The sequence below is a fragment of the Enterobacter sp. RHBSTW-00994 genome (assembly GCF_013782625.1).
Classification (GTDB): Bacteria; Pseudomonadota; Gammaproteobacteria; order Enterobacterales; family Enterobacteriaceae; genus Enterobacter.
The window spans coordinates 3,380,612-3,404,522 of the sequence record NZ_CP056199.1 but is presented as its reverse complement, the minus strand read 5'-3'; the positions used below and the strand labels follow the sequence as shown (position 1 = coordinate 3,404,522).

Annotated in this window: 22 protein-coding genes, 6 tRNA genes and 1 pseudogene; 15 read left to right on the top strand and 14 right to left on the bottom strand. The window is 49.3% G+C overall.

Going from position 1 to position 23,911, the window contains the following annotated elements:
- Positions 1 to 95 precede the first annotated feature (95 nt).
- Both cysM and pdxK read left to right on the top strand, forming a co-directional pair.
- Positions 96 to 1,007, top strand: a complete 912-nt coding sequence (cysM, locus tag HV346_RS16340; RefSeq protein WP_181620319.1) for a cysteine synthase CysM — start codon at positions 96 to 98, stop codon at positions 1,005 to 1,007.
- A gap of 5 nt (positions 1,008 to 1,012) precedes the next feature.
- Positions 1,013 to 1,849 (top strand): pyridoxine/pyridoxal/pyridoxamine kinase, encoded by an 837-nt coding sequence (gene pdxK / locus HV346_RS16335; protein ID WP_181620318.1) that lies wholly within the window; start codon positions 1,013 to 1,015, stop codon positions 1,847 to 1,849.
- Between the two features lie 44 nt (positions 1,850 to 1,893).
- On the opposite strand, the gene crr is transcribed toward pdxK, so the two are convergent.
- The 5 genes from crr to cysZ form a co-directional block, all read right to left on the bottom strand.
- Positions 1,894 to 2,403, bottom strand: a complete 510-nt coding sequence (crr, locus tag HV346_RS16330) for a PTS glucose transporter subunit IIA (RefSeq protein WP_003861316.1) — start codon at positions 2,401 to 2,403, stop codon at positions 1,894 to 1,896.
- A 40-nt stretch (positions 2,404 to 2,443) separates the two neighbouring features.
- The gene (ptsI, locus tag HV346_RS16325) at positions 2,444 to 4,171 is read right to left on the bottom strand and encodes a phosphoenolpyruvate-protein phosphotransferase PtsI (protein WP_181620317.1); all 1,728 of its coding nucleotides are present in this window, start codon (positions 4,169 to 4,171) and stop codon (positions 2,444 to 2,446) included.
- 44 nt (positions 4,172 to 4,215) lie between these two features.
- A complete protein-coding gene (gene ptsH / locus HV346_RS16320; RefSeq protein WP_000487600.1) occupies positions 4,216 to 4,473 on the bottom strand; it encodes a phosphocarrier protein Hpr in 258 nt (85 codons plus the stop codon).
- A gap of 317 nt (positions 4,474 to 4,790) precedes the next feature.
- A complete protein-coding gene (cysK, locus tag HV346_RS16315; RefSeq protein WP_181620316.1) occupies positions 4,791 to 5,762 on the bottom strand; it encodes a cysteine synthase A in 972 nt (323 codons plus the stop codon).
- A gap of 163 nt (positions 5,763 to 5,925) precedes the next feature.
- Positions 5,926 to 6,687 carry a sulfate transporter CysZ gene (gene cysZ / locus HV346_RS16310; RefSeq protein WP_181620315.1) on the bottom strand — a complete coding sequence of 254 codons (762 nt, stop codon included), beginning with the start codon at positions 6,685 to 6,687 and terminating at the stop codon, positions 5,926 to 5,928.
- Positions 6,688 to 6,917: 230 nt separating this feature from the next.
- Between cysZ and zipA the strand changes: the two genes are divergently transcribed.
- From zipA to HV346_RS16295, 3 genes are all read left to right on the top strand, one after another.
- Positions 6,918 to 7,889 (top strand): cell division protein ZipA, encoded by a 972-nt coding sequence (zipA, locus tag HV346_RS16305; RefSeq protein ID WP_181620314.1) that lies wholly within the window; start codon positions 6,918 to 6,920, stop codon positions 7,887 to 7,889.
- 69 nt (positions 7,890 to 7,958) lie between these two features.
- Complete coding sequence (gene ligA / locus HV346_RS16300) at positions 7,959 to 9,974, top strand: NAD-dependent DNA ligase LigA (protein ID WP_181620313.1); 2,016 nt, start codon at positions 7,959 to 7,961, stop codon at positions 9,972 to 9,974.
- A 1-nt stretch (position 9,975) separates the two neighbouring features.
- A complete protein-coding gene (locus HV346_RS16295) occupies positions 9,976 to 10,191 on the top strand; it encodes a DUF3820 family protein (protein WP_181620312.1) in 216 nt (71 codons plus the stop codon).
- Here HV346_RS16295 and HV346_RS16290 read toward each other — a convergent pair.
- Positions 10,188 to 11,183 carry a bile acid:sodium symporter family protein gene (locus HV346_RS16290; RefSeq protein ID WP_181620311.1) on the bottom strand — a complete coding sequence of 332 codons (996 nt, stop codon included), beginning with the start codon at positions 11,181 to 11,183 and terminating at the stop codon, positions 10,188 to 10,190. The two genes, HV346_RS16295 and HV346_RS16290, sit on opposite strands and share 4 nt — an antisense overlap.
- 89 nt (positions 11,184 to 11,272) lie before the next feature.
- On the opposite strand from HV346_RS16290, the gene HV346_RS16285 reads away from it, so the two are divergent.
- Positions 11,273 to 12,214: a LysR family transcriptional regulator gene (locus HV346_RS16285; protein WP_181620310.1), complete on the top strand. Its 942-nt coding sequence runs from the start codon at positions 11,273 to 11,275 to the stop codon at positions 12,212 to 12,214.
- On the opposite strand, the gene HV346_RS16280 is transcribed toward HV346_RS16285, so the two are convergent.
- Both HV346_RS16280 and HV346_RS16275 read right to left on the bottom strand, forming a co-directional pair.
- The gene (locus tag HV346_RS16280) at positions 12,205 to 12,546 is read right to left on the bottom strand and encodes a FlxA-like family protein (protein ID WP_181620309.1); all 342 of its coding nucleotides are present in this window, start codon (positions 12,544 to 12,546) and stop codon (positions 12,205 to 12,207) included. The two genes, HV346_RS16285 and HV346_RS16280, sit on opposite strands and share 10 nt — an antisense overlap.
- 84 nt (positions 12,547 to 12,630) lie before the next feature.
- Positions 12,631 to 13,395 (bottom strand): outer membrane protein OmpK, encoded by a 765-nt coding sequence (locus tag HV346_RS16275; RefSeq protein WP_181620308.1) that lies wholly within the window; start codon positions 13,393 to 13,395, stop codon positions 12,631 to 12,633.
- 292 nt (positions 13,396 to 13,687) lie between these two features.
- Here HV346_RS16275 and xapA point away from each other — a divergent pair, with 292 nt between their 5' ends.
- The 4 genes from xapA to HV346_RS16255 are packed head-to-tail and all read left to right on the top strand — an operon-like array spanning position 13,688 to position 16,969.
- Positions 13,688 to 14,512 (top strand): xanthosine phosphorylase, encoded by an 825-nt coding sequence (xapA, locus tag HV346_RS16270; RefSeq protein WP_181620307.1) that lies wholly within the window; start codon positions 13,688 to 13,690, stop codon positions 14,510 to 14,512.
- Positions 14,513 to 14,572: 60 nt separating this feature from the next.
- Positions 14,573 to 15,829: a nucleoside permease gene (locus HV346_RS16265; protein WP_181620306.1), complete on the top strand. Its 1,257-nt coding sequence runs from the start codon at positions 14,573 to 14,575 to the stop codon at positions 15,827 to 15,829.
- Positions 15,830 to 15,871: 42 nt separating this feature from the next.
- Positions 15,872 to 16,030, top strand: coding sequence for a DUF1427 family protein (locus HV346_RS16260; RefSeq protein WP_181620305.1), 159 nt, complete (start codon positions 15,872 to 15,874; stop codon positions 16,028 to 16,030).
- A gap of 51 nt (positions 16,031 to 16,081) precedes the next feature.
- Entirely contained in the window at positions 16,082 to 16,969 is an 888-nt protein-coding gene (locus HV346_RS16255) for a LysR family transcriptional regulator (RefSeq protein ID WP_181623813.1), read from the top strand.
- A 50-nt stretch (positions 16,970 to 17,019) separates the two neighbouring features.
- On the opposite strand, the gene HV346_RS16250 is transcribed toward HV346_RS16255, so the two are convergent.
- From HV346_RS16250 to HV346_RS16235, 4 genes are all read right to left on the bottom strand, one after another.
- Positions 17,020 to 17,095 (bottom strand) — tRNA-Lys (locus HV346_RS16250).
- 4 nt (positions 17,096 to 17,099) lie between these two features.
- Positions 17,100 to 17,175: transfer RNA gene (locus tag HV346_RS16245), tRNA-Val, on the bottom strand.
- 29 nt (positions 17,176 to 17,204) lie between these two features.
- Positions 17,205 to 17,280: transfer RNA gene (locus HV346_RS16240), tRNA-Val, on the bottom strand.
- Between the two features lie 41 nt (positions 17,281 to 17,321).
- Positions 17,322 to 17,397: transfer RNA gene (locus HV346_RS16235), tRNA-Val, on the bottom strand.
- Positions 17,398 to 17,655: 258 nt separating this feature from the next.
- Here HV346_RS16235 and gltX point away from each other — a divergent pair.
- Complete coding sequence (gene gltX / locus HV346_RS16230) at positions 17,656 to 19,074, top strand: glutamate--tRNA ligase (protein WP_181620304.1); 1,419 nt, start codon at positions 17,656 to 17,658, stop codon at positions 19,072 to 19,074.
- 35 nt (positions 19,075 to 19,109) lie between these two features.
- On the opposite strand, the gene HV346_RS16225 is transcribed toward gltX, so the two are convergent.
- Both HV346_RS16225 and HV346_RS16220 read right to left on the bottom strand, forming a co-directional pair.
- A complete protein-coding gene (locus HV346_RS16225) occupies positions 19,110 to 19,508 on the bottom strand; it encodes a YfeC-like transcriptional regulator (RefSeq protein WP_203451515.1) in 399 nt (132 codons plus the stop codon).
- Between the two features lies 1 nt (position 19,509).
- On the bottom strand, positions 19,510 to 19,872 hold the full coding sequence (locus HV346_RS16220; RefSeq protein ID WP_181620303.1) for a YfeC-like transcriptional regulator: 363 nt from the start codon (positions 19,870 to 19,872) through the stop codon (positions 19,510 to 19,512).
- A gap of 217 nt (positions 19,873 to 20,089) precedes the next feature.
- Between HV346_RS16220 and HV346_RS16215 the strand changes: the two genes are divergently transcribed.
- From HV346_RS16215 to HV346_RS16200, 4 genes and pseudogenes are all read left to right on the top strand, one after another.
- Positions 20,090 to 20,165: transfer RNA gene (locus HV346_RS16215), tRNA-Ala, on the top strand.
- Between the two features lie 40 nt (positions 20,166 to 20,205).
- Positions 20,206 to 20,281 (top strand) — tRNA-Ala (locus HV346_RS16210).
- A 211-nt stretch (positions 20,282 to 20,492) separates the two neighbouring features.
- Positions 20,493 to 22,682 carry an EAL domain-containing protein gene (locus tag HV346_RS16205; RefSeq protein WP_181623811.1) on the top strand — a complete coding sequence of 730 codons (2,190 nt, stop codon included), beginning with the start codon at positions 20,493 to 20,495 and terminating at the stop codon, positions 22,680 to 22,682.
- Between the two features lie 102 nt (positions 22,683 to 22,784).
- A pseudogene (locus tag HV346_RS16200) lies at positions 22,785 to 23,873 on the top strand (IS4 family transposase).
- The last annotated feature ends 38 nt before the right edge of the window (positions 23,874 to 23,911 follow it).

Sequence of the window (23,911 nt, the reverse complement as noted above, 5' to 3'; positions counted from 1 at the left end):
TTGCCGGGTGGCGCTGCGCTTACCCGGCTTACAATAGCGATCTCTGTAGGCCCGGTAAGCGAATGCGTTGCCGGGCTTTTTATTGGGCAGCGAGTATGAACACATTAGAACAAACCATCGGCAACACGCCTCTGGTTAAGCTTCAGCGCATGGGGCCAGACAACGGCAGCGAAATTTGGGTCAAACTTGAAGGCAATAACCCGGCAGGCTCGGTTAAAGATCGCGCGGCGTTGTCGATGATTGTCCAGGCCGAAATACGCGGTGAAATTAAACCTGGCGATGTGCTGATCGAAGCCACCAGTGGCAACACCGGCATTGCACTGGCAATGATTGCTGCGTTGAAAGGCTACCGCATGAAACTGCTCATGCCGGACAACATGAGCCAGGAGCGCCGTGCCGCGATGCGTGCCTATGGTGCAGAGCTTATTCTGGTGACCAAAGAGCAGGGGATGGAAGGCGCGCGCGACCTGGCTCTTGAGATGGCCGAGCGTGGAGAAGGCAAGCTACTCGATCAGTTCAACAATCCTGATAATCCTTATGCACACTACACCACCACCGGCCCGGAAATCTGGCAACAAACAGAAGGGCGAATTACCCATTTTGTTTCCAGTATGGGAACCACTGGCACAATTACCGGTGTTTCCCGCTTCCTGCGTGAGCAGGAGCAAGCCGTGACCATCGTGGGCCTGCAACCGGAAGAGGGCAGCAGTATTCCGGGCATTCGTCGCTGGCCTGCCGAATACATGCCGGGCATTTTCAATGTGCAACTTGTGGATCAGGTACTGGATATTCACCAGCGTGAAGCGGAGAATACGATGCGCGAACTGGCGGTACGCGAAGGTATATTCTGCGGCGTGAGTTCGGGTGGTGCGGTAGCGGGAGCGATCAGGGTTGCACAGTCAACACCGGGAGCCATCGTGGTGGCGATTATCTGCGATCGTGGCGATCGTTATCTTTCTACCGGTGTCTTTGGTGAAGAGAGTTATTCGCAGGGGGCGGGGATTTAAGCGTCATGGAGATGATTTTATTTCGGGATACCTCCCGAGCGCAGCAAACCGATATCGTCGCAGTGCAGTCCCAGGTGGTGTATGGCAGCGTGGGTAACAGTATTGCTGTACCCAACATCAGAACACACCAGTTGAACGTAACGGCCATTCCAACGGTATTGTTCAGTAACACGCCTCACTACGATACGTTCTATGGCGGCGTGATCCCCGATGAGTGGTTCAGCGGCTATCTACAGGCCCTGGAAGAGCGTGATATTCTGCGCGAGTTAAAAGCTGTCACAACCGGGTATATGGGCAGCGCCAGCCAGATTACCCTTCTTGCGCAGTGGCTTAAATCCATCAAGGAAAAGCATCCTGATTTGCTGGTGCTGGTTGATCCGGTGATTGGCGATACCGACAGCGGGATCTACGTTAAGCCTGAGATACCTGATGCATACCGACAACATTTACTGCCGCTGGCGCAGGGGATCACACCAAACGTGTTCGAGCTTGAAGTGTTAAGTGGTAAACCGTGTCGTTCACCAGAGCGCGCCATTGCGGCGGCGCAAGGATTGCTATCGGATACGCTAAAATGGGTTGCAATTACCAGTGCACCCGTTGTGGACGACCCTGAAAACATTCATGTGGTGCTTGTTACTGCAGAGGGAGTGACGATCAGCGCACATCCTCGTGTAGCGACTGACCTGAAAGGGACGGGCGACCTGTTTTGTTCGGAGCTGGTTAGCGGCATTATTAAAGGTAAAACGGTGGCGGATGCTATTTGCCGTGCGGGCGATCGTGTTGCGGAAGTGATGACGTATACGCAAGCCAGAGGTTATGACGAACTTATCTTACCGGCATAAACAAAAATGGCGCCCGAAGGCGCCATTTTTCTGTGCGGCAAGAATTACTTCTTGATGCGGATAACTGGGGTTTCACCCACAGTCACGCTGCCAGACAGTTTGATCAGTTCTTTGATTTCATCCATGTTGGAGATAACAACCGGAGTCAGGGTAGACTTGGCTTTCTCTTCCAGCAGTGGCAGATCGAATTCAATGACCGGGTCGCCAACTTTAACGCGCTGACCTTCTTCCGCGATACGTTTGAAGCCTTCGCCTTTCAGTTCAACAGTGTCGATACCGAAGTGAACGAACAGTTCGATACCGCTATCAGATTCGATAGAGAACGCATGGTTGGTTTCAAAGATTTTACCGATAGTGCCATCAACTGGAGCAACCATTTTGTTGCCAGTTGGTTTGATAGCAATACCATCACCAACGATTTTCTCTGCAAACACTACATCCGGCACGTCTTCAATGTTGACGATCTCACCAGAGAGCGGAGCAACAATCTCAATAGTTCCGGAGTCTTTCTTATCATCAGAAACCAGAGATTTCAGTTTATCGAACAAACCCATGATCTTCTCCTAAGCAGTAATTTGGGCCGCATCTCGTGGATTAGCAGATTGTTTTTTCTTCAATGAACTTGTTAACCAGCGTCATTAACTCGTCCGTCGTCGGTTGAGCAAGAGCCTGCTCTGCTAACACCTTCGCATCTTCGAAGTTCGTGTTACGGATAATCTTCTTAATGCGCGGGATGGAAATGGCGCTCATAGAGAATTCGTCCAGACCCATACCCAGCAACAGAAGTGTAGCACGTTCGTCGCCTGCAAGCTCACCACACATGCCAGTCCATTTACCTTCTGCATGAGAAGCATCAATAACTTGCTTAATAAGCGTCAGTACGGACGGTGACATTGGTTGGTAGAGATGTGAAATCATATCATTACCACGGTCAACTGCCAGGGTGTACTGCGTTAAATCATTGGTACCGATACTAAAGAAATCAACTTCCTTGGCTAAATGACGCGCAATTGTTGCTGCAGCAGGTGTTTCCACCATCACGCCAACTTCGATTGTCTCGTCAAAGGCTTTACCTTCGTCGCGCAGTTCCTGTTTGTAGATTTCAATCTCTTTCTTCAGTGCACGCACTTCTTCAACAGAGATGATCATTGGGAACATGATGCGCAGTTTACCGAAAGCAGAAGCACGCAGGATTGCACGAACCTGGTCACGCAGGATCTCTTTACGATCCATCGCGATACGCACGGCACGCCAGCCCAGGAATGGGTTCTCTTCTTTCGGGAAGTTCATGTACGGCAGCTCTTTGTCGCCACCGATATCCATGGTACGGACGATCACCGCCTGAGAGCCACAGGCTTCAGCAACAGCTTTGTACGCAGCAAACTGTTCTTCTTCAGTTGGCAGCGCGTCACGGTCCATGAACAGGAATTCAGTACGATACAGACCTACACCTTCCGCGCCGTTGCGCTCAGCACCATCAACGTCACGCACAGTACCGATGTTCGCACAAACTTCTACCTGATGGCCGTCCAGCGTAATAGCAGGCAGGTCTTTCAGCTTAGCGAGTTCGGCTTTCTCGGAGGCAACTTGTTCCTGAACGGCACGCAGCTGCTCGATCTCTTCGTTGGTCGGGTTGACGTAAACCAGGTTGTTTACGGCATCCAGAATCAGATAGTCGTCATTTTTCACCTGAGCAGTGACGCTACCGGTTCCCACGATGGCTGGCAGTTCAAGAGAACGCGCCATGATTGAAGTATGGGAAGTACGGCCGCCAGCATCAGTGATGAAGCCCAGCACCTTGTTCAGGTTCAGCTGTGCGGTTTCTGACGGGGTCAGGTCAGCAGCCACCAGGATAACTTCATCCTGAATAGCACTTAAATCAATGATGGCCAGACCCAGGATGTTGCGCAGCAGGCGCTTACCGATATCACGTACGTCAGCCGCACGTTCCTTCAGGTATTCGTCATCCAGTTCTTCCAGGGCAGTTGCCTGACCTTCGATAACTTCATGTGCAGCCGCATCGGCCGTCATGCCTTTATCTTTAATCAGGGCTATGATTTCCTGCTCCAGCTCCTCATCTTCGAGCAGCATGATGTGCCCTTCGAAGATGGCTTCTTTTTCTTCACCGAAAGTTTCGCCAGCTTTAGTTTTGATTGTTTCCAGTTGCGCTGATGCCTTGGCACGACCGCTCAGAAAACGTTCAACTTCCTGATCAACCTTGTCGGCAGAAATTTTTTTCCGGTCAATGACGATTTCGTCTTCTTTCAGCAGCAGTGCTTTGCCGAAAGCGATACCCGGGGATGCTAAAATGCCTGAAATCATAACCCTACCTTACTTGTGACTGATATTAAAAAGAACCCGTAAACTTACTCGAGCTCAGCCATCAGTTTAACCAGATGCTCAACTGCTTTTTGTTCGTCTTCACCTTCTGCAGAGATGGTGACAACAGTGCCCTGAGTCAGGCCCAGAGTCTGCAGTTTGAACAGGCTTTTTGCGCTAGCGCTTTTGCCGTTGGAAGTCACAGTGATTTCAGAAGTGAAGCCTTTCGCTTCTTTAACAAACTGAGCAGCAGGGCGAGTGTGCAGACCGTTCGGAGCGGTAATGGTAACTTCTTGCTGGAACATTGTATTTCCCCAACTTATAGGTTTAGTGTTGTGGAACTAAAGTCTAGCCTGGCGACTTAACTTTAGCCTGTATTGTTAGCGCTGACGTTTCAATCGTCATTAAACATTATGCAGTGAAAGCAAGACTTGAACCAAATCATAAAATCGATTCAGCAATCGTATTTCATTCACTGATTAATTTCGCGCATCAAAATAATTGCTGGTTTAAATACCAGACCCAACGGGGTGAATCAATGCCAGGAGGGGTAAAAGTTTGAAGCAGGCCACAAAAAAGCACCCAAAAGGGTGCTTTTTTACGCGTTTTTAACATGCTGGCACTACTGTTGCAGCTCTTTTTCAGTAAACAGATCGGCAAACAGTGCAGTGCTTAAGTAACGCTCACCCGAGGAAGGTAGGATAACCACTATATTCTTATTGGTAAAGGTTTCATCTTCCTGAAGTTTGAGTGCTGCGGCAACGGCAGCACCAGAAGAGATACCTGCCAGAATACCCTCTTCATCCATCAGACGACGCGCGGTCGAGATGGCTTCTTCGTTGGTGATTGCTACCACTTTATCAATCAGTTTTAGATCCAGGTTACCAGGGATGAAGCCTGCGCCGATCCCCTGAATTTTGTGTGGACCTGGTTTGATCTCTTCACCCGCCAGTGCCTGGGCAATAACTGGTGAATCTGTTGGCTCAACGGCGACCGTAATGAGGTCTTTTTTACCTTTTGTGCCTTTAATATAGCGGGTAACACCCGTCAGCGTGCCGCCAGTACCAACACCCGCGATAAACACGTCAACCTGACCGTCAGTATCTTCCCAGATTTCAGGGCCGGTGGTTTTTTCGTGGATTTCCGGGTTGGCAGGGTTGCTGAATTGTTGAAGCAGCAGGTATTTAGCCGGATCGCTGGCAACAATCTCCTCTGCTTTCTGGATCGCGCCTTTCATCCCTTTTGCGCCTTCGGTCAGTACCAGGTTTGCACCCAGCGCTTTCAGCAGCTTACGACGCTCGATGCTCATGGTTTCAGGCATGGTAAGTGTCAGCTTATAACCCCGTGCAGCAGCAACATAAGCCAGCGCAATACCGGTGTTACCACTGGTTGGCTCGACCAGTTCAACACCAGGCTTCAGAACGCCACGTTTTTCGGCATCCCAAATCATGTTTGCACCGATGCGGCATTTCACGCTGAAGCTTGGGTTACGTGATTCGACCTTCGCCAGAATGCGTCCATTACCGATACGGTTCAGTCGAACCAGGGGCGTATGACCGATAGTCAGCGAGTTGTCTTCATAAATCTTACTCATGGCCTGTCCTTAACTGTATGAAATTGGGATACCGACCCAGCATACCTGTTGAATAAGTATGGGGAAGTAAGGAATTCGCATATCTATATGCTGCAAGGAAATAATGGGGATCAGTATGGAATAAGGGGCGGCATAAGCCACCCCTGTTTTACACATTTTTGCATTACTTCCATAACGCGTGCTTAGCACGGTAGCAGTCCACCCACATGGCGGTAGCACCACAAACAGCGACTGGCATGATGAACAGGTTGAGCACGGGAATCATAGTGAACAGACTTGTCAGTGCACCGAACTGCATATTGGCTACTTTCTGCGTGCGCAGGGCTGTGCGCATCTCTTTAAACGGTACTTTGTGGTTGTCAAACGGGTAGTCGCAATACTGGATAGCCAGCATCCAGGCGCTGAACAGGAACCACAAAACGGGGGCGACCGTCTGACCGATGCCTGGGACAAAATAAAGAATCAGCAGGACAACGGCGCGGGGCAAATACCATGCGAATTTCTGCCACTCGCGTTTCATGATGCGAGGAATATCTTTCATTAGCCCGAGAACACCGGTATCAGGCGGTGTAGCACCGGTCAGGCGCGCTTCTAATTGTTCTGCCAGCAGGCCGTTAAACGGGGCGGCGATCCAGTTGGCAATCGTCGAGAAGAAATACCCGAACACCAGTAAAACAGAGAGCACCATAATGGGCCACAACACGTAGCTCAACCATTGCAACCAGTCAGGCACATGGCTCATTAAGGAAGGAACCCAACTTTCCAGTTTTGTGAAAAGCCACCAGAAAGCGCCACCCATGAGGAGAATATTGATCAGCAGAGGCAAAATGACGAAGCGTCGGATGCCTGGCAGGGAAACGAGTTTCCAGCCCTGAGAGAAATAATGGAACCCGCTACGAGGGGCCGATGTTGATGTTGAAACCATAACCAGGCTGTACTCCTTTTTTCACAACCAGTGGAATTGCCCGACTATATTATCCAGTTATGGACCAATCACCAGTTCGGAAATGTTCGAAAAAACAGCAAAAAGCACGATTTAGTTCATCTTTATGCTGTGAATGCTCCGCCTGCACTTGCGCTTGACGTAATCGACAAATACTCTTAGGGAGTAAATGTTTGCCGTGGTGGCAAGGTGTTAGAACAACAGAGAATATAATGATGCAGGATTTGCGTCTGATATTAATCATTGTTGGCGCGATCGCCATAATCGCTTTACTGGTACATGGTTTCTGGACCAGCCGTAAAGAGCGTTCCTCTATGTTTCGCGATCGCCCACTGAAGCGCATGAAGTCTAGTCGTGACGATGATGACGGTGACGACGACATCGACGATAGCGAAGACGACGGCGTGGGTGAAGTGCGTGTTCATCGGGTCAATACTGCGCCCGGCGCAGGTCATGGGGAGCATGAAGCACCTCGTCAGCCTCCGCAGCACCAGTATCAACCGCCGTATGCTTCTGCACAGCCTCGCCATCCGGCGTCGCAGCCTGTGGAAGAACCGGTACGCCAACCGCCGCCGCAACCCGTGCACCATCAGCCTGTCGTGCAGCAACCTGTGCAACAGCAGCCTGCACAACAACCCGCAGTGCAACAACCACAGCCGCAACCTGCGCAGGTACAACCTGTACAACAGCCAACACCAGCTCCGCATATTGAGCCGGAACCGGTCATCGTTGAAGAAGCGCCTGTTGTTGAAAAGCCGCAGCGTAAAGAAGCGGTTATTATCATGAACGTGGCCGCACACCATGGCAGCCACCTCAATGGTGATGTGCTTCTTAACAGCATTCAACAGGCAGGCTTTAAGTTTGGCGATATGAATATTTTCCATCGTCACTTGAGCCCGGACGGTAGCGGTCCTGCGTTGTTTAGCCTGGCAAATATGGTCAACCCAGGGACGTTTGATCCGGAAATGACCGGTGATTTTGTCACACCTGGCATCACTATCTTTATGCAAGTGCCGTCCTATGGTGACGAACTGCAGAACTTTAAGCTGATGCTGCAGTCTGCTCAGCACATCGCTGATGAAGTCGGTGGCGTGGTACTTGACGATCAGCGTCGTATGATGACGCCGCAGAAACTGCGCGAGTATCAGGACCGCATCCGCGAAGTTAAGGAAGCCAACGCGTAACTGTTGCGTTTTCTTCGACTCCCTCTCAACCCCCGCATGTCGGGGGTTTTTGCTCATTGATGGTGCGATATGGACTCAATCGAACAACAACTGACTCAACTGCGAACCACGCTTCGCCATCATGAATATCTGTATCATGTTATGGATGCACCGGAGATCCCGGATGCCGAGTACGATCGCCTGATGCGCGAGCTACGCGAGCTGGAAACCCGACATCCAGATTTGATAACTCCTGATTCACCTACTCAGCGTGTTGGCGCAGAACCGCTTGGAGCATTCAGCCAGGTACGCCACGAAGTTCCAATGCTCTCGCTGGACAACGTATTTGATGAAGAGAGCTTTCTGGCGTTTAACAAACGCGTACAAGACCGGCTGAAAAGCAGTGAGACGCTGAGCTGGTGTTGTGAGCTAAAACTTGATGGCCTGGCCGTCAGTATTCTCTATGAAAATGGTGTCCTGGTGCGTGCCGCCACACGTGGCGATGGCACGACAGGTGAAGACATCACGACCAACGTCAGGACTATCCGTGCTATTCCGCTGAAGCTGCAAGGTGAGAACATCCCTGCGCGTCTGGAAGTTCGTGGAGAAGTGTTCCTGCCGCAAGCGGGATTCGAGAAAATCAACGAAGAGGCGCGACGTACCGGTGGGAAAGTGTTTGCTAATCCGCGTAACGCGGCGGCAGGCTCTTTACGTCAACTGGACCCACGTATTACAGCGAAGCGACCGCTTACTTTCTTTTGCTACGGCGTGGGTATTTTGGACGGTGGCGAGCTTCCGGACACCCACCTGGGGCGTTTGTTGCAGTTTAAGGCGTGGGGCTTGCCGGTAAGTAACCGTGTACAGCTTTGCGACTCTCCGGAAGCCGTCCTGGCGTTTTACCACAAAGTTGAAGAAGACCGTCCGATATTGGGTTTTGATATTGATGGTGTCGTCATCAAGGTGAATTCGCTTGAATTGCAGGAGCAGCTAGGGTTTGTGGCACGCGCACCGCGCTGGGCTGTTGCCTTCAAATTCCCGGCGCAGGAGCAAATGACGTTTGTGCGTGACGTGGAGTTCCAGGTTGGCCGCACCGGGGCCATTACTCCAGTTGCTCGTCTGGAGCCTGTGCAGGTTGCGGGTGTGCTGGTGAGTAATGCCACACTGCACAATGCCGATGAGATTGAACGTCTGGGCCTGCGGATTGGCGATAAAGTGGTGATTCGCCGCGCGGGTGATGTGATTCCACAGGTAGTGAATGTCGTCGAATCAGAACGCCCGGACGATACGCGCGCCATTGAGTTTCCAACCCATTGCCCGGTTTGCGGCTCGGACGTTGAGCGCGTTGAAGGCGAAGCCGTTGCGCGCTGTACGGGGGGATTAATCTGCGGTGCGCAGCGTAAGGAGTCGCTGAAGCACTTTGTCTCGCGTCGGGCGATGGATGTTGATGGCATGGGGGACAAAATTATCGATCAACTGGTCGAGAAGGAGTACGTCCATACCCCAGCCGATCTGTTCAAACTCACGGCAGGTAAACTCACCGGGCTCGACCGCATGGGACCAAAGTCAGCGCAGAATGTTGTCAATGCGTTGGATAAAGCGAAGGAAACCACATTCGCCCGTTTCCTCTATGCACTGGGAATTCGCGAAGTAGGCGAGGCGACGGCGGCAGGACTGGCAGCCCATTTCGGTACGCTTGATGCGCTGGAAAAGGCGAGCCTTGACGAATTACAGCGTGTTCCAGATGTCGGCATTGTTGTTGCTACACATGTCTTCAACTTCTTTGCGGAAGAGAGTAATCGTGAGGTGATTGGTAAGCTGCTGGAAGAGGGGATCCACTGGCCTGCGCCTGTGGTGGTGAATGCAGAAGAGATCGACAGCCCGTTTGCGGGTAAAACCGTTGTGCTGACAGGCAGCCTTAGCCAGCTTTCCCGTGATGACGCTAAAGCGCGTCTGGTTGCGCTAGGGGCAAAAGTTGCGGGCAGTGTATCGAAGAAAACCGATCTGGTGATTGCTGGCGAGGCCGCGGGCTCCAAACTTGCCAAAGCGCAGGAACTGGGCATCGCGGTGATAGACGAAGCAGAAATGCTGCGTCTGTTAGGAGAGTAACGTGGAGAAAGAACAGCTCATCGAAATCGCCAATACGGAAATGCCTTTCGGTAAATACAAAGGTCGCAGGCTGATTGACGTACCAGAAGAGTATCTGCTGTGGTTTGCCCGTAAGGATGGATTTCCGGCCGGGCATCTTGGTGAACTGATGGCGTTAACGTTACTGATTAAAACTGAGGGGCTGACGCAACTGGTTCAGCCCCTGAAACGACCTTAAGCTTTGGCGGCGCGGGTCTCTTCCTGCGCCTGCTTTTCTGTCTGGCGTTTATAGCGACGAGCCAGCACCGCGCACACCATGAGCTGGATCTGATGGAAAATCATCAGCGGCAATACCATCATCCCAATTACCGAGGTCGGAAACAGAATGTTGGCCATCGGGATGCCGTTTGCCAGGCTCTTTTTCGACCCGCAGAAGACGATGGTGATTTCATCGGCTTTGTTAAAGCCGCATCTGCGTGCCACAAAGATGTTCACCGCAATTACAATTGCCAGCAGGATGAGACTGACCACGACAATAAACAGCAGTGAGCCTGCGCCGACCTTATGCCAGATCCCATTCACCACAGCTTCACTAAACGCGGAGTAAACCACCAGCAGAATCGATGTCTGGTCCGTTTTTGAGATCCACTTCTTGTGTTTTGCCACGAATGCCCCGGTCCAGGGACGAGAAAGGTGTCCAAGCACGAATGGCAGCAGCAACTGTAGACAAATTTTACCCACCTGCTCCAGATTGCCTTCTGCACCGTGCATATTCATCAACAGGCCTACCAGCAGCGGTGAGACGAAAATGCCCAACAGACTGGAGGCTGATGCCGAACAGACCGCAGCAGCCACATTCCCACCAGCCAGTGATGTGAATGCAATTGCAGACTGAACGGTGGCCGGCAGAATGCATAAATAGAGGAAACCAGTATAGAGAGCAGGATCAACGTTGACGGGCGCCCACCAGGCAAAGAGCACACCCAGTATTGGGAATAAAATGAAGGTGCTGCACATTACCCACAGGTGCAACCGCCAGTGGCCGCCGCCAGCGATAATGGCTTCGCGGGAGAGCTTGGCTCCGTGCATAAAGAACAACAGGGCAATTGCCGCGGTCGTCAGGCCTTCAAAAAAAGGCACAAAACTGCCACGAGCCGGGAAGAAGGAAGCCAATAAAACGGTGATAACCAGGGTAAGCGTAAAAGGATCAAGGATGCGAAAGAGTTTCATAGTGACTCCTGAAAGCAGAGATCGCTATTGTGCTTTTTTCCATTTGAGAAATAAAATAGATTTATTGCATCCATTCATGAATAAAACAGATGAATTATTCACTCCGTCAGCTTCGTGTTTTTGTCACCGTTGCTCATGCCCGCAGTTTTAGCCGGGCAGGGGAGATGATCGGATTAAGTCAGTCAGCCGTCAGCCACAGCGTTAAAGAGCTGGAGAGCCAAACCGGTGTGCGATTGCTGGACAGAACAACACGCGAAGTCGTGCTCACCGATGCCGGGCAGCAGTTGGCTATACGTCTGGAAAGACTTCTTGATGAGCTTAACAGTACGCTGCGGGATGTGGGGCGGCTCGGACAACAACTGTCGGGAACTGTGCGAGTGGCGGCGAGCCAAACGATATCGGCACATCTCATCCCGCAATGTATTGCGGTAGGTGGTCATCTTTATCCTGATATTGAGTTTGTGCTGCATGACAGACCTCAGCAATGGGTTCTGGAAAGTATCCGTCAGGGGGATGTGGATTTTGGGATCGTTATTGATCCGGGAAGGGTAAGCGATCTCGAAACAGAGGTTGTGCTATCGGAACCTTTCCTGCTGCTTTGCAGGGACGACGATCCACTCGCGAAGTTATCGCAAGTGTCCTGGCAGGCGCTGCAAGGTGCGAACCTGGTGCTTCAGGATTATGCCTCCGGTAGCCGCCCGCTGATCGATGCTGCATTGGTTAGCCAGAAAGTGGATGCCACAATTGTTCAGGAGATTGGCCATCCGGCAACGCTTTTCCCGATGGTTGAAGCGGGGATCGGGATAAGTGTTTTACCTGCGCTCGCGCTTCCCCTGCCTCAGGGGAGTCGCTTAGCAGTAAAACGTTTTGTGCCCACTATCGAACGTAAATTGATGCTGGCGAGACGGAAAAACCGCTCTCTGTCTGGTGCGGCTCAGGCGATCTGGGAAGTGGTGCGTATACAGGCCCAGAAATTAACTGAGGCCCGCATACGCGACCCACTCTTTAATCCAACTGACTATCAGATATAGATATCAATTTGATTGCCATCAGTGGGTTTGTTAACCCCTTCGGCTTTAGTGTGGTTCTGTTCTTGTTTCTTTTGTGCTTCTTCGGCCTGCTGGCGCTGTAACTGCGCCAGTTGCGCCTGGAGCATTTTTATTTGCGCCTGAATCAGATCCTGCTGCTTTTTCTTGTCTTCCGCGCTACCGCTACCGTTTGCAACATCTTTCAACTGCTGAGTCAGCTTGGTGATCTGTGAGGTGATACGGCTGATTTGCGATGAAATGCTGTTGCCACTTGAACTACTGCTCCCACTGCTGTTGGTCTGAATTGAGGGAGTTGATGCCTGAATTGTCGTCATGTTGTTTCCTCTCGCCATAAAATAGAGGTATCGGCATATCAATGATTAGCTTGAGTAATACTGCTATTTCTGGCAGGTGAAACATCAAAAATTAAATTTAACCGAGTAGATCAGACCATCCTGGTACAATGCTTCTCCTAATTTGTCATCGGCATAGCGATACTGAATCCCCGCGGTCAGATGTGGGGTGGCGTTCCACCAGAAGGCCACAGCACCATTAAGACCTTCTTTGCCACCATTTCCTGCACCATAGTGTGCATCACGATCAAATTCATATTCGTTCCAGTTAGTTAGCGTAAATTTCTCGCTGCCGAGCGAGAAGGTGTAACCTGAAACCCAGCCCAGAACGTAGCCATTATTCCCGGTGTAATAGGTTTGATCAGTATAACGTTTTGCAAAGAATGGCTTGAACCAGTATCCGTTACCCGTGAAGTTATAGCCTATGCCATAAAGAAACATATCATCATGGAAATTTGAACGATTGGGTGAGCCATACGTACCGTATGCATGAAGGTAGAGATTAAGCCCGGTATCACCAAGATAAATACGATTTGTATTTTTAAAGGTGTATCGCTGCTCACTTCCTGGTTTATCGTGACGGCCGTTATAAAAGTTTTCCCAGTCGAAAAAACCGTAAGTTTCGCCCCAGCTAAAGTTTGCCCCACCTTCCAGTTCGAGATAACCGAAATCATCTTTATGTGATTTTGTTGATGTGCTTTCTGTTGTTCGGTTGGACCAGTCAAGATAATGAATCCCAATGTCAGCAAAACCTCTAATAAACTCTGCCTGGCTCATGCCAGGAAACGTAACAAGGGAAACGATACCTAAGGCTTTTAATGTTTTATTCATTATAAATATCCATATTGATTTTTTTACAATAAGAGGTAATTGATTTGTTAGGGTGTAATAAAATTCATGTTCTTTTTTATTAAATGACTGATAAATGATTTTCACCAATATTTATTTTTAACGGATTGATATTGTAAAAATATCAAATGGTAGTTATTTAAGACAATGGGATTGATACTTAAATGATATGGATTAAAAGAGCAAAGTGTATTGGTCACGCAGGGGGCTATGTCGGTATAAATCAGTAACATTACGATCGAATGATCGCGTGTTACACCTGAAAGGAACCCTTATGACTTACTCTAATAATCCATCATATTGCGTCGATATTATTCGTGCCCATAAACCTGATTTTACTCCACGAGTCGCTTTTATCCTCGGCTCTGGCCTCGGCGCATTAGCCAGCCAGATTGAAGATGCGGTTGCCATCTCTTACGAAAAATTACCGGGCTTCCCTGTTAGCACGGTACACGGACATGCTGGTGAGTTGGTTTTGGGTCATCTGGCTGGTGTTCCTGTCGCGTGCATGAAAGGTCGCGGTCATTTTTATGAAGGGCGTGGCATGACCATCATGACCGATACTATTCGCACCTTCAAACTGCTGGGCTGTGAACTGTTGTTTTGCACAAATGCTGCGGGATCTCTGCGCCCGGAGGTAGGCCCAGGGAACCTTGTGGCACTGAAAGATCATATTAATACGATGCCGGGCACGCCGATGGTCGGTCTGAATGATGAACGGTTTGGTGAGCGCTTTTTCACGCTTGCTAATGCTTATGACGTTGATTATCGAGATGTTTTACAGGTCGTTGCTACGGAAGAGGGATTCCCGTTAAGTGAAGGTGTATTCGTTTCCTACCCGGGTCCTAATTTCGAAACCGCGGCCGAGATCCGCATGATGCAGATTATTGGAGGTGATGTCGTCGGCATGTCTGTTGTGCCGGAAGTTATCTCTGCTCGTCATTGCGGTTTGAAAGTGGTGGCTGTTTCGGCGATCACTAACCTGGCTGAAGGTTTAGGTGACGTGAAACTCTCGCATGAACAGACCCTGGCTGCAGCGGAACTGTCACGGCAGAACTTCATCAACCTGATTTGTGGTTTCTTACGCAAAATTGCCTGATTAAAAAACAACAATAAGGTGGCTTCTGTAGGGGCCACAATATCCGATGAGGGATGAAGTATGGGCATCACGACCCGATTAAAAATTATGTCCTTTATGCAATATTTTATCTGGGGAAGTTGGCTGGTTACCCTGGGTTCTTACATGATCAATACGCTTCATTTTACCGGGGCGAATGTTGGCATGGTCTATAGCTCAAAGGGTCTGGCTGCGATTATTATGCCGTCTCTGGTGGGTATCATTGCAGATAAATGGCTGAGGGCCGATCGTGCTTACATGATCTGCCATCTCGTGTGTGCAGGAGCATTATTTTACGCCGCTCAGGTCAATGAACCTGATCTGATGTTCTGGGTTATGCTGGTTAATGCAATGGCATTTATGCCGACCATTGCCTTGTCTAATACCATCTCATACTCCTGTCTTGAGCAGGCGAAGATGGACACGGTTACAAATTTTCCACCAGTCCGTGTTTACGGGACGGTTGGCTTTATTGTGGCAATGTGGGCCATCAGTCTGTTGGGCGTTGAACTCAGTAATATGCAACTCTACATTGCCTCGGGTTCTTCGCTTGTACTGGCGATCTATGCGCTGACATTACCTTCTATTCCGGTTGCTAAAAATAAATGTGCACAAACGCTGACCAGCAAACTTGGGCTGGATGCTTTTGTTCTGTTTAAGCAACCTCGCATGGCTATTTTCTTTCTGTTTGCGATGCTCCTGGGGGCGGTGTTGCAAATAACGAATACATTTGGTAGTCCATTCCTGCATGATTTTGCACGTAACCCGCTGTATGCAGAAAGCTTTATCGTTAAATATCCATCGATTTTACTGTCCGTCTCGCAGATGTCAGAGGTGTTCTTTATTCTGACAATACCCTTCTTCCTGAAGCGATTTGGCATAAAAACTGTAATGTTGATGAGCATGATTGCATGGATGCTACGTTTTGGTCTTTTTGCCTTTGGGGATCCTTCTGCATCAGGTTTTGTCCTGCTTTTATTGTCGATGATCGTCTATGGCTGCGCATTTGACTTCTTTAATATCTCTGGTTCTGTGTTCGTCGAGCAGGAAGTCAGTGCAGATATTCGAGCCAGTGCGCAGGGATTATTTATGACGATGGTTAATGGCGTAGGGGCGTATGTCGGTTCGATTCTTAGCGGAATGGCAGTGGACTATTTCTCTGTCGACGGTGTTAAGGATTGGCAGACTATCTGGTTATTATTTGCCGCTTATGCTCTGGGGCTCGCGGTAGTGTTTTTACTTTGTTTTAAATATAAACACCAGCGGACAAATGTTTCTTCTGGCGTTGTTGCTCATTAATTTATTGCGGGCTCATTGTGGGCCTGCATTTTTGGGGGTTATATGAAAGATATATTATTGTCATCGGGTATTGGCTTTGGCATCGGTGCATTATTTACATTCTGTCGCTTACCTATTCCTGCGCCAAATGTTTTGCCGGGTGTGTTATCTATTGTGTTTATGTATGTGGGATATCTTACCGTCAAATTTTTCCTTTCCTGATGATGTATGCTACGTTCCGTAGCGCAAATAAAATCAACAGGGCTCTTATTTATGGAACGAGTTTACCGGACCGATCTTAAACTACTACGTTATTTTCTTGCCGTAGCAGAAGAGCTCCATTTTGGACGAGCTGCAGCTCGTCTGAATATGTCTCAACCCCCTCTAAGCATTCATATTAAAGAGCTGGAAAATCAGCTTGGTACGCTTCTTTTTGTCCGTCATTCCCGCAGTGTTGTACTTACCTATGCGGGGAAAATTTTGATGGAAGAGTCCCGGCGGTTGCTGGAAAGCACAAATCAGGCTCTGGCCAGAGTTGAGCAAATTGGCAGGGGAGAAGCAGGTAAGATTGAACTGGGGGTTGTTGGTACGGCAATGTGGGGGCGTATGCGGCCCATGTTATATCGTTTTCTGAAGGAACACCCGAACGTTGATGTCACGTTTCGGGAAAAATCGCCGGTTATGCAAATGGCATTACTTGAGCGGCGTGAACTGGACGCGGGGATTTGGCGAATGGCCATCGAACCGAGCGTAGGGTTCACCAGTATTCGCCTGCACGAGGCTTCATTTTTGGTGGCTTTACCAGAAGACCACCATCTGGTTCATGAAAAGGCTATTTCACTCCGTGCACTGCAAAATGAGTATTTTGTAACGTTGCCTTCGGCACATTCGGACTGGGCTTTTTTACAACGTGTGTGCCAGCAGGCAGGTTTTTCTCCATTAATTGTCCGCGAGGCTGTTGAACCGCAGACGGTGTTAGCGATGATCAGTATGGGAATCGGTATTACACTGATCGCGGATAGTTACGCGCAGATGCAATGGCCTGGTGTTGTCTTTCGTCCGTTGGTGGAGAGAATTCCGGCTGATCTGTATGTGGTATATGACAGCCAGCAGGCAACACCTGCAGTGAAGTGTCTTATTGAGGTATTAACGCAGAAGTAATCAGAAAAGCCTTGATAGCAAAAAAGCGCCTTTAGGGCGCTTTTTTACATTGGTGGGTCGTGCAGGATTCGAACCTGCGACCAATTGATTAAAAGTCAACTGCTCTACCAACTGAGCTAACGACCCGAAATGGTGGGCGATGACGGGCTCGAACCGCCGACCCCCTCCGTGTAAAGGAGATGCTCTACCAACTGAGCTAATCGCCCATTTCGGAACTGCTATGATAAGGTGAGAATGGTGGGCGATGACGGGCTCGAACCGCCGACCCCCTCCGTGTAAAGGAGATGCTCTACCAACTGAGCTAATCGCCCAATCTCAATTCTTATCCACACTGCGAGTCTACCGAAGTAGATGGTGGGTGATGACGGGCTCGAACCGCCGACCCCCTCCGTGTAAAGGAGATGCTCTACCAACTGAGCTAATCACCCCCGCTGTGTGGAGTCGCATTATAGGGAGAGTTGAAAATGAGTCAACGCCTTTTCTAAAGTTTTTAATCGTTCGTCGTAAAATTAAACAAAACGATCGTGAAATGGACTGTGGCGCATGATTTCTAAACAAAAATAGCAAACGACACTCCGATAAAGGGAACAACATTGAGGAATTGCCTCACAGTGATAGAATATTGCCCATTGTTTTTCCCCCAGGATTTGCCGGTTATCGGCATCTTTATAACGTAAGGCCATTTCATGAAAATCAAAACTCGCTTCGCACCCAGCCCGACAGGCTATCTGCACGTCGGTGGTGCGCGCACTGCTCTCTACTCCTGGCTTTTTGCACGTAATCACGGCGGTGAGTTTGTGCTGCGTATTGAAGACACCGATCTTGAGCGCTCAACGCCAGAAGCAATCGAAGCCATCATGGATGGGATGAACTGGCTGAATCTGGAGTGGGATGAAGGTCCGTACTTCCAGACGAAACGTTTTGACCGTTACAACGCAGTAATCGATGAAATGCTGGATGCGGGTACGGCATATAAATGCTATTGCTCGAAAGAACGTCTGGATGCGCTGCGTGAAGAGCAGATGGCGACCGGTGAAAAACCGCGTTATGACGGACGTTGCCGCCATGATCACAGCGAGCATGCTGCCGATGAGCCTTGCGTTGTACGTTTTGCTAACCCGCAAGACGGCTCTGTTATCTTTGATGACCAGATCCGTGGCCCGATCGAGTTCAGCAACCAGGAGCTGGACGATCTGATCATCCGCCGTACCGACGGTTCCCCAACCTATAACTTCTGTGTGGTTGTTGACGACTGGGATATGGAAATCACTCACGTAATTCGTGGTGAAGACCATATCAATAACACTCCACGTCAGATCAACATCCTGAAAGCACTGAATGCTCCAGTTCCGGTCTATGCACACGTTTCTATGATCAACGGTGATGATGGCAAAAAACTGTCCAAGCGTCATGGTGCTGTCAGCGTAATGCAGTACCGCGACGATGGCTATCTGCCAGAAGCGCTGTTGAACTATCTGGTGCGTCTGGGCTGGTCCAGCGGTGATCAAGAGATCTTCAGTCGTGAAGAGATGATCAAACTGTTCTCCCTGAATGCTGTCAGCAAATCAGCCAGCGCGTTTAATACCGATAAACTCCTGTGGTTGAACCACCATTACATTAACACCATGCCCCCAGAGTATGTTGCGACGTACCTGCAATGGCATATTGAACAGGCAAATATCGATACCCGCAATGGTCCGCAACTGGCTGATCTGGTGAAACTGCTTGGTGAACGTTGCAAAACGCTGAAAGAGATTGCAGAAAGCTGTCGCTATTTCTATGAAGAGTTTGATGAATTTGATGCCGACGCGGCGAAGAAACATCTGCGTCCAGTCGCACGTCAACCGCTGGAAGTGGTGCGCGACAAAATTGCGGGAGTGGCAGACTGGACTGCTGAAAATGTTCACCAGGCAATTCAGGCAACAGCAGATGAACTGGAAGTTGGGATGGGCAAGGTTGGTATGCCTCTGCGCGTCGCGGTGACAGGCGCTGGTCAATCACCAGCCCTTGATGTCACCGTGCATGCTATTGGAAAATCCCGCAGCATTGAGCGTATTAATAAAGCACTGAACTTTATTGCTGAGCGCGAAAGCCAACAGCAATAAGCTGATAAAAAAACGGCAGGGTAACCTGCCGTTTTTTATACTGTAGTTTCAGCAATCCCTAAACGGGATAAAAATCCCTGGATCCCCTCTCGTGCCAGTAAAATGGCAAGCCGTTCTTGCTCTACCGGGGTCATGTTCTCCAGAGCGTCGGTAATCTGACGTAGTACGTTTACAGGTTTGGCATCTCCATACCGATTTGGCGTTTCTGCAATCTGATGATAGACAGCCTGACGACTGCGAATGGCCGGTAGATTAATTATATGCTCACGAACACGCGCATCAATGTGGATTAATCGTGCTCGTCCACCTTTGACACCATTAATACCTTCTGTTTTCCATCCTTTTTGCCGTATCCATCGATTAACGGTTTGTTTGACAACACCCAGGCAATCAGCCAGTTCTTCCGTGGTCATTTTGCTGCGTAATCTATTCATATCAATTCTGGTCGCGAATCCCTAAACGTTGCAACAATCCGGTTATCCCTTCCCGCACTATCAGAGATGCCAGCTGTTTTTGCTCATCCGGCGTCATTTCATTCGCCAGCGTCTGGAGTAAAGTATGAAGTGAGCTGCCATGGCAGGTGCTTTCTGGTATGTCTGGTGCATCTGATACCTTGCGAGCGCTGTGAATAAATTCTCTGACTTTTTCATTCACATGAACCAGGCGTGCTTTGCCTCCCTGTACTCCAGGTTTTGGCGATGTTACCCAACCCTCTTTGCGTACCCATTTATTGATGGTCTGGCGGCTATAGCCAGTGAGCAGAGAGAGCTCTTCTGGCGTCATTCGTTCCTTGATCATTCAATTACCTGAATATCCGTAGGGTTAATTAGTGGTTCATTTTATAGCACCGTTTTACGTGAAAACGTGACAGGCTTAACTCCTGGCTGCGAGCAGCCTCGCAAAGTGTTTTATTTGCCTGATTTTTCGGCAATTGAAAGAGAGTGTTCGAATTTGCCGTTGACACGTAGCGGTGGAATTCATATTATGCCGCCCGTCAACATGACAGCTTTACGATGGGGCTATAGCTCAGCTGGGAGAGCGCTTGCATGGCATGCAAGAGGTCAGCGGTTCGATCCCGCTTAGCTCCACCAAACTCTGAACCCAACAGAGAGTGGTATGTAAAGTGATTGTGGGGCTATAGCTCAGCTGGGAGAGCGCTTGCATGGCATGCAAGAGGTCAGCGGTTCGATCCCGCTTAGCTCCACCAAAATTCTAAACCTCGTCGAAAGACGGGGTTTTTTTATATCTATGTAACACTCATCGGTATATTTTGTTACGAGAAAGGTTTTTTTCTACACCTCACCTAAATCTAAATCAATAAAGCGGTCTCTTTATTGACTTGAACTTGATTCGCGCAATTAATAAACATATTATCCATTCGGTCAATGAATTGTATGGAAAATTTTTTATTTATCTTAATGAAAAGTAAACTCATCAATAATGTAAAAATATTTATGCTTGCCCTGCTGTTATGCCTGCTCACAATTCCATTTTCTCGTTATATTTCTCCGCGTGCAATTGTGAATGGTTATGATGTTTATCTGGCATGGTTACCGTTAAGTGTAATGCTGGCGGTTATTTTATTGTTTGGTCGCCGTGCCATCATTCCTGTTCTGTTGAGCCTTTTTGCCACGAATGTCTATAATTTGCAATTAACCGTTCTTCAGCATGCTGTGTTGTTGTTTTGTCAGACATTTTCTGTTTTTGCTACCGCTGGTATCATGCGAGCCATCCTGGGGCGTCGATGGCGTCATAGTCTCCCAAATAAATACATTGGAATTCGCATTTTCTGGCTTGGTTTTATCGTGCCTATAGGTATCAAGGTATCGATGTATCTCGCTGGGTATTTTTTTGATTTTCCTGTTTCTCTCTCTACATTCTTTGGTGATGGTACTGCCATTTATAACGTTGTTGATATTCAGAGTCTGATTTGTGCAGCCCTTATATTTACAATGATGTTCTATTATCCATTAAGAATGATAATTAATCCCTGCTACGCCAGAACGTTTTGGCGACGAAGTCTGAAACCTATTTTTTATAATAAAAAACCGCTATTTATATTAGTCTGGCTGATATTTTTGGTGTCCATCATTGCACTTTTGTGTACGCCTCTGGAATCACCCATCATTGCGGGTTACCTGATGCCGGGGATTTTTATTCTCTTTACCCTCGGTATCAGTCGGCTTAGCTATGCGCTAATTTCGTTACTGTGGGCTGCCTCCGCATTCTTGTTGCTAACGTACAACTATAACTTTCTCAATGGTGTTGAGACGGGGTATTCGCTGTCCTTTATCTTGTCTGTGCTGATCTCGTTCGCCATCTGCTTGCTTTATATGTCCAGGATCTACCGACGAAGCGAGTGGTTGAAGCAAGGTTGGCAGGAGAGGGCTTTAACCGATCCGTTAACAGGGTTGCCCAACATTCGTGCGCTGGAAGACTTTCTGTCCATTCATTCCGATGCAAAGGTCTGTTGTCTGAGGATGGATAATCTGGAATTTTTAAGCCGTCATTATGGCATCCTCATGCGTGTGCATTGCAAGCGGGTGATTACCGCATCTCTTCAACCTCTGCTGCAAAAAGATGAAAAGCTCTTCCAGTTGCCAGGTAGTGAACTGGTGCTGGTACTGTTAGGCCCTGAAACGGCCGAGCGCTTACAGCATATGGTTGATCAACTGAACAGTCGTAAAATTTTCTGGAACAATACCGGACTGGATATTGAATTTGGAGCATCCTGGGGCGAGGTCGATGGCGGCGAACATTTGCACCATATGCTTGGGCAATTAAGCTGGTTGTCTGAGCAATCATGTGCTGCACATAATGTGCTTGCATTAACCAATAGCCTTGACACGGTCTCAGGACAAACGACGGAAAGAGTTCTGATGTTAGGACGAATCAAGCGTGCACTCGACGCCAGAGGGCTTCTCTTGTATGCCCAGCCGATTCAGAACGCCAAAGGTGAAAGGTACTACGAGATTCTGACGCGACTGGAAAGCGAGGGTGAGATTATCACGCCCGATCGCTTTATCCCGCTGATTGCCCAATTCAACCTGAGCCACCGGTTCGACTTGAGTGTGGTTGAGCATTTACTGAAATGGTTACGTGATAATCCAGCGCCTCATGCCGGAACCCGTTTTTCAGTAAATTTGATGCCACTCACGTTGATGCAGAAAGAGGTTGCTTCCGAGATTATCTCCCTGTTCGAACGCTATTCGGTTGCACCGCACGCAGTCGTGATTGAGGTAACCGAAGAGCAGGCATTCTCCAATTCCGAAACCAGTATTAAAAACATCCATCAGCTACGGGAATACGGTTTCCGTATCGCGATTGATGACTTTGGGACAGGGTATGCGAATTATGAGCGGCTTAAGCGTTTGCAGGCGGATATCATCAAGATTGATGGTTGCTTTGTAAAAGATATCGCCACTGACAGTATGGATGCGATGATTGTCCAGTCGATTTGTAATCTGGCTAAAACGAAGTCGCTTAGTGTGGTTGCCGAGTTTGTGGAAACTGCAGAACAACGCGAAATGCTACTCCGTTTCGGCGTGGATTATCTGCAAGGTTATTTGGTAGGCAAGCCGACACCACTGGCTGAATTGCAGGCATAAAAAACCGGGAGCCAGACTCCTAATGCCGATCAGTTAAGGTCGGTTGACCGATCCAGTGGCTGTGTAAGAATCCGGAAATGCTCACCCGTTTCCGGATTTTTTATGCACATTGGACAGGCTCTTGATCTGGTATCCCGTTACGATTCCCTGCATAACCCTCTGACTTCTCTGGGCGAATATCTGGACCCGGAACTGATTTCCCGCTGTCTTGAGGAATCCGGTATCGCCACGCCGCACCCGAACTGGTGCGTGCTGACCCTGCTGGCCATTGATGGTGTGTTCTGGGGCACACCGGACACACCAGAGAACGATGCAGCCTTCGCCCGCCAGACGCATGGCTGGAACCCTGCACTCTATCCGCAGGCCAAAATGGTCTGTCAGATAGAACTGACCAGCCATTTGCTGACGGCAGCGGCCTTCGGCACAATGAAAAACAGCGAAAATGAGCTTGCAGAGCAACTTATAGAGCAAACCTGCGGTAACACCCTGACGTTAATGGATAAAGGTTATTACTCACTGGAGTTATTGAATGCCTGGAACCCGGCGGGAGAACACCGGCACTGGATGACCCTGCTCAGAAAAGGGGCACAGTATGAAGAGATCAGAAAACTGGGTAAAGGCGACCATCTGGTAACGCTGAAAACCAGTCCACAGGCACGAAAAAAGTAGCCGGGTCTGGGGAACGAAATGACAGCCCGCCTGCTGACCGTGACGCGCAAAGGGAAAGTCTGTCATCTGCTGACATCAATGACGGATGCCATGCGTTGCCCTGGTGGAGAAATGGCAGACCTGTACAGTCATCGCTGGGAGATTGAACGGGGATACGGGGAGATAAAACAGACGATGCAGCTGAGCAGACTGACGCTGAGAAGTAAAAAGCCGGAGCTTGTGGAGCAGGGGCTGTGGGGCGTCTTGCTGGTTTATAATCTGGTGAGATATCAGATGATTAAGATGGCGATGCACCTGAAAGGATGCTGGCCGAATCAGTTGAGCTTCTCAGAATCATGCGGAATGCTGATGACCCTGCAGGGCGCTTCACCGAGGAGAATCCCGGAGCTGAGGCGTGATCTTGAAAGTATGGGGCAATTGGCAACGTTACCGCCCCGGAGGGAAAGAGCCTTCCCGAGAGGGGTAAAGGAGAGGCTCTGGAGGTATACCACAGCCCCGAAAAAGGGCCAGTCAGTTGTTTAACTGACTGGCATTAGGAGCCTGGCTCCCGGTTTTTTATT

Coding starts and splice junctions, on each gene's coding strand:
- crr (WP_003861316.1), bottom strand. CDS start 2,403: ATGGGTTTGTTCGATAAACTGAAATCTCTGGTTTCTGATGATAAGAAA.
- HV346_RS16285 (WP_181620310.1), top strand. CDS start 11,273: ATGAATTATTCACTCCGTCAGCTTCGTGTTTTTGTCACCGTTGCTCAT.
- HV346_RS16290 (WP_181620311.1), bottom strand. CDS start 11,183: ATGAAACTCTTTCGCATCCTTGATCCTTTTACGCTTACCCTGGTTATC.
- cysM (WP_181620319.1), top strand. CDS start 96: ATGAACACATTAGAACAAACCATCGGCAACACGCCTCTGGTTAAGCTT.
- HV346_RS16265 (WP_181620306.1), top strand. CDS start 14,573: ATGGGCATCACGACCCGATTAAAAATTATGTCCTTTATGCAATATTTT.
- HV346_RS16275 (WP_181620308.1), bottom strand. CDS start 13,395: ATGAATAAAACATTAAAAGCCTTAGGTATCGTTTCCCTTGTTACGTTT.
- xapA (WP_181620307.1), top strand. CDS start 13,688: ATGACTTACTCTAATAATCCATCATATTGCGTCGATATTATTCGTGCC.
- gltX (WP_181620304.1), top strand. CDS start 17,656: ATGAAAATCAAAACTCGCTTCGCACCCAGCCCGACAGGCTATCTGCAC.
- HV346_RS16260 (WP_181620305.1), top strand. CDS start 15,872: ATGAAAGATATATTATTGTCATCGGGTATTGGCTTTGGCATCGGTGCA.
- zipA (WP_181620314.1), top strand. CDS start 6,918: ATGATGCAGGATTTGCGTCTGATATTAATCATTGTTGGCGCGATCGCC.
- HV346_RS16255 (WP_181623813.1), top strand. CDS start 16,082: ATGGAACGAGTTTACCGGACCGATCTTAAACTACTACGTTATTTTCTT.
- HV346_RS16280 (WP_181620309.1), bottom strand. CDS start 12,546: ATGACGACAATTCAGGCATCAACTCCCTCAATTCAGACCAACAGCAGT.
- ligA (WP_181620313.1), top strand. CDS start 7,959: ATGGACTCAATCGAACAACAACTGACTCAACTGCGAACCACGCTTCGC.
- cysK (WP_181620316.1), bottom strand. CDS start 5,762: ATGAGTAAGATTTATGAAGACAACTCGCTGACTATCGGTCATACGCCC.
- HV346_RS16205 (WP_181623811.1), top strand. CDS start 20,493: ATGAAAAGTAAACTCATCAATAATGTAAAAATATTTATGCTTGCCCTG.
- cysZ (WP_181620315.1), bottom strand. CDS start 6,687: ATGGTTTCAACATCAACATCGGCCCCTCGTAGCGGGTTCCATTATTTC.
- HV346_RS16225 (WP_203451515.1), bottom strand. CDS start 19,508: ATGAATAGATTACGCAGCAAAATGACCACGGAAGAACTGGCTGATTGC.
- HV346_RS16220 (WP_181620303.1), bottom strand. CDS start 19,872: ATGATCAAGGAACGAATGACGCCAGAAGAGCTCTCTCTGCTCACTGGC.
- ptsI (WP_181620317.1), bottom strand. CDS start 4,171: ATGATTTCAGGCATTTTAGCATCCCCGGGTATCGCTTTCGGCAAAGCA.
- pdxK (WP_181620318.1), top strand. CDS start 1,013: ATGGAGATGATTTTATTTCGGGATACCTCCCGAGCGCAGCAAACCGAT.
- ptsH (WP_000487600.1), bottom strand. CDS start 4,473: ATGTTCCAGCAAGAAGTTACCATTACCGCTCCGAACGGTCTGCACACT.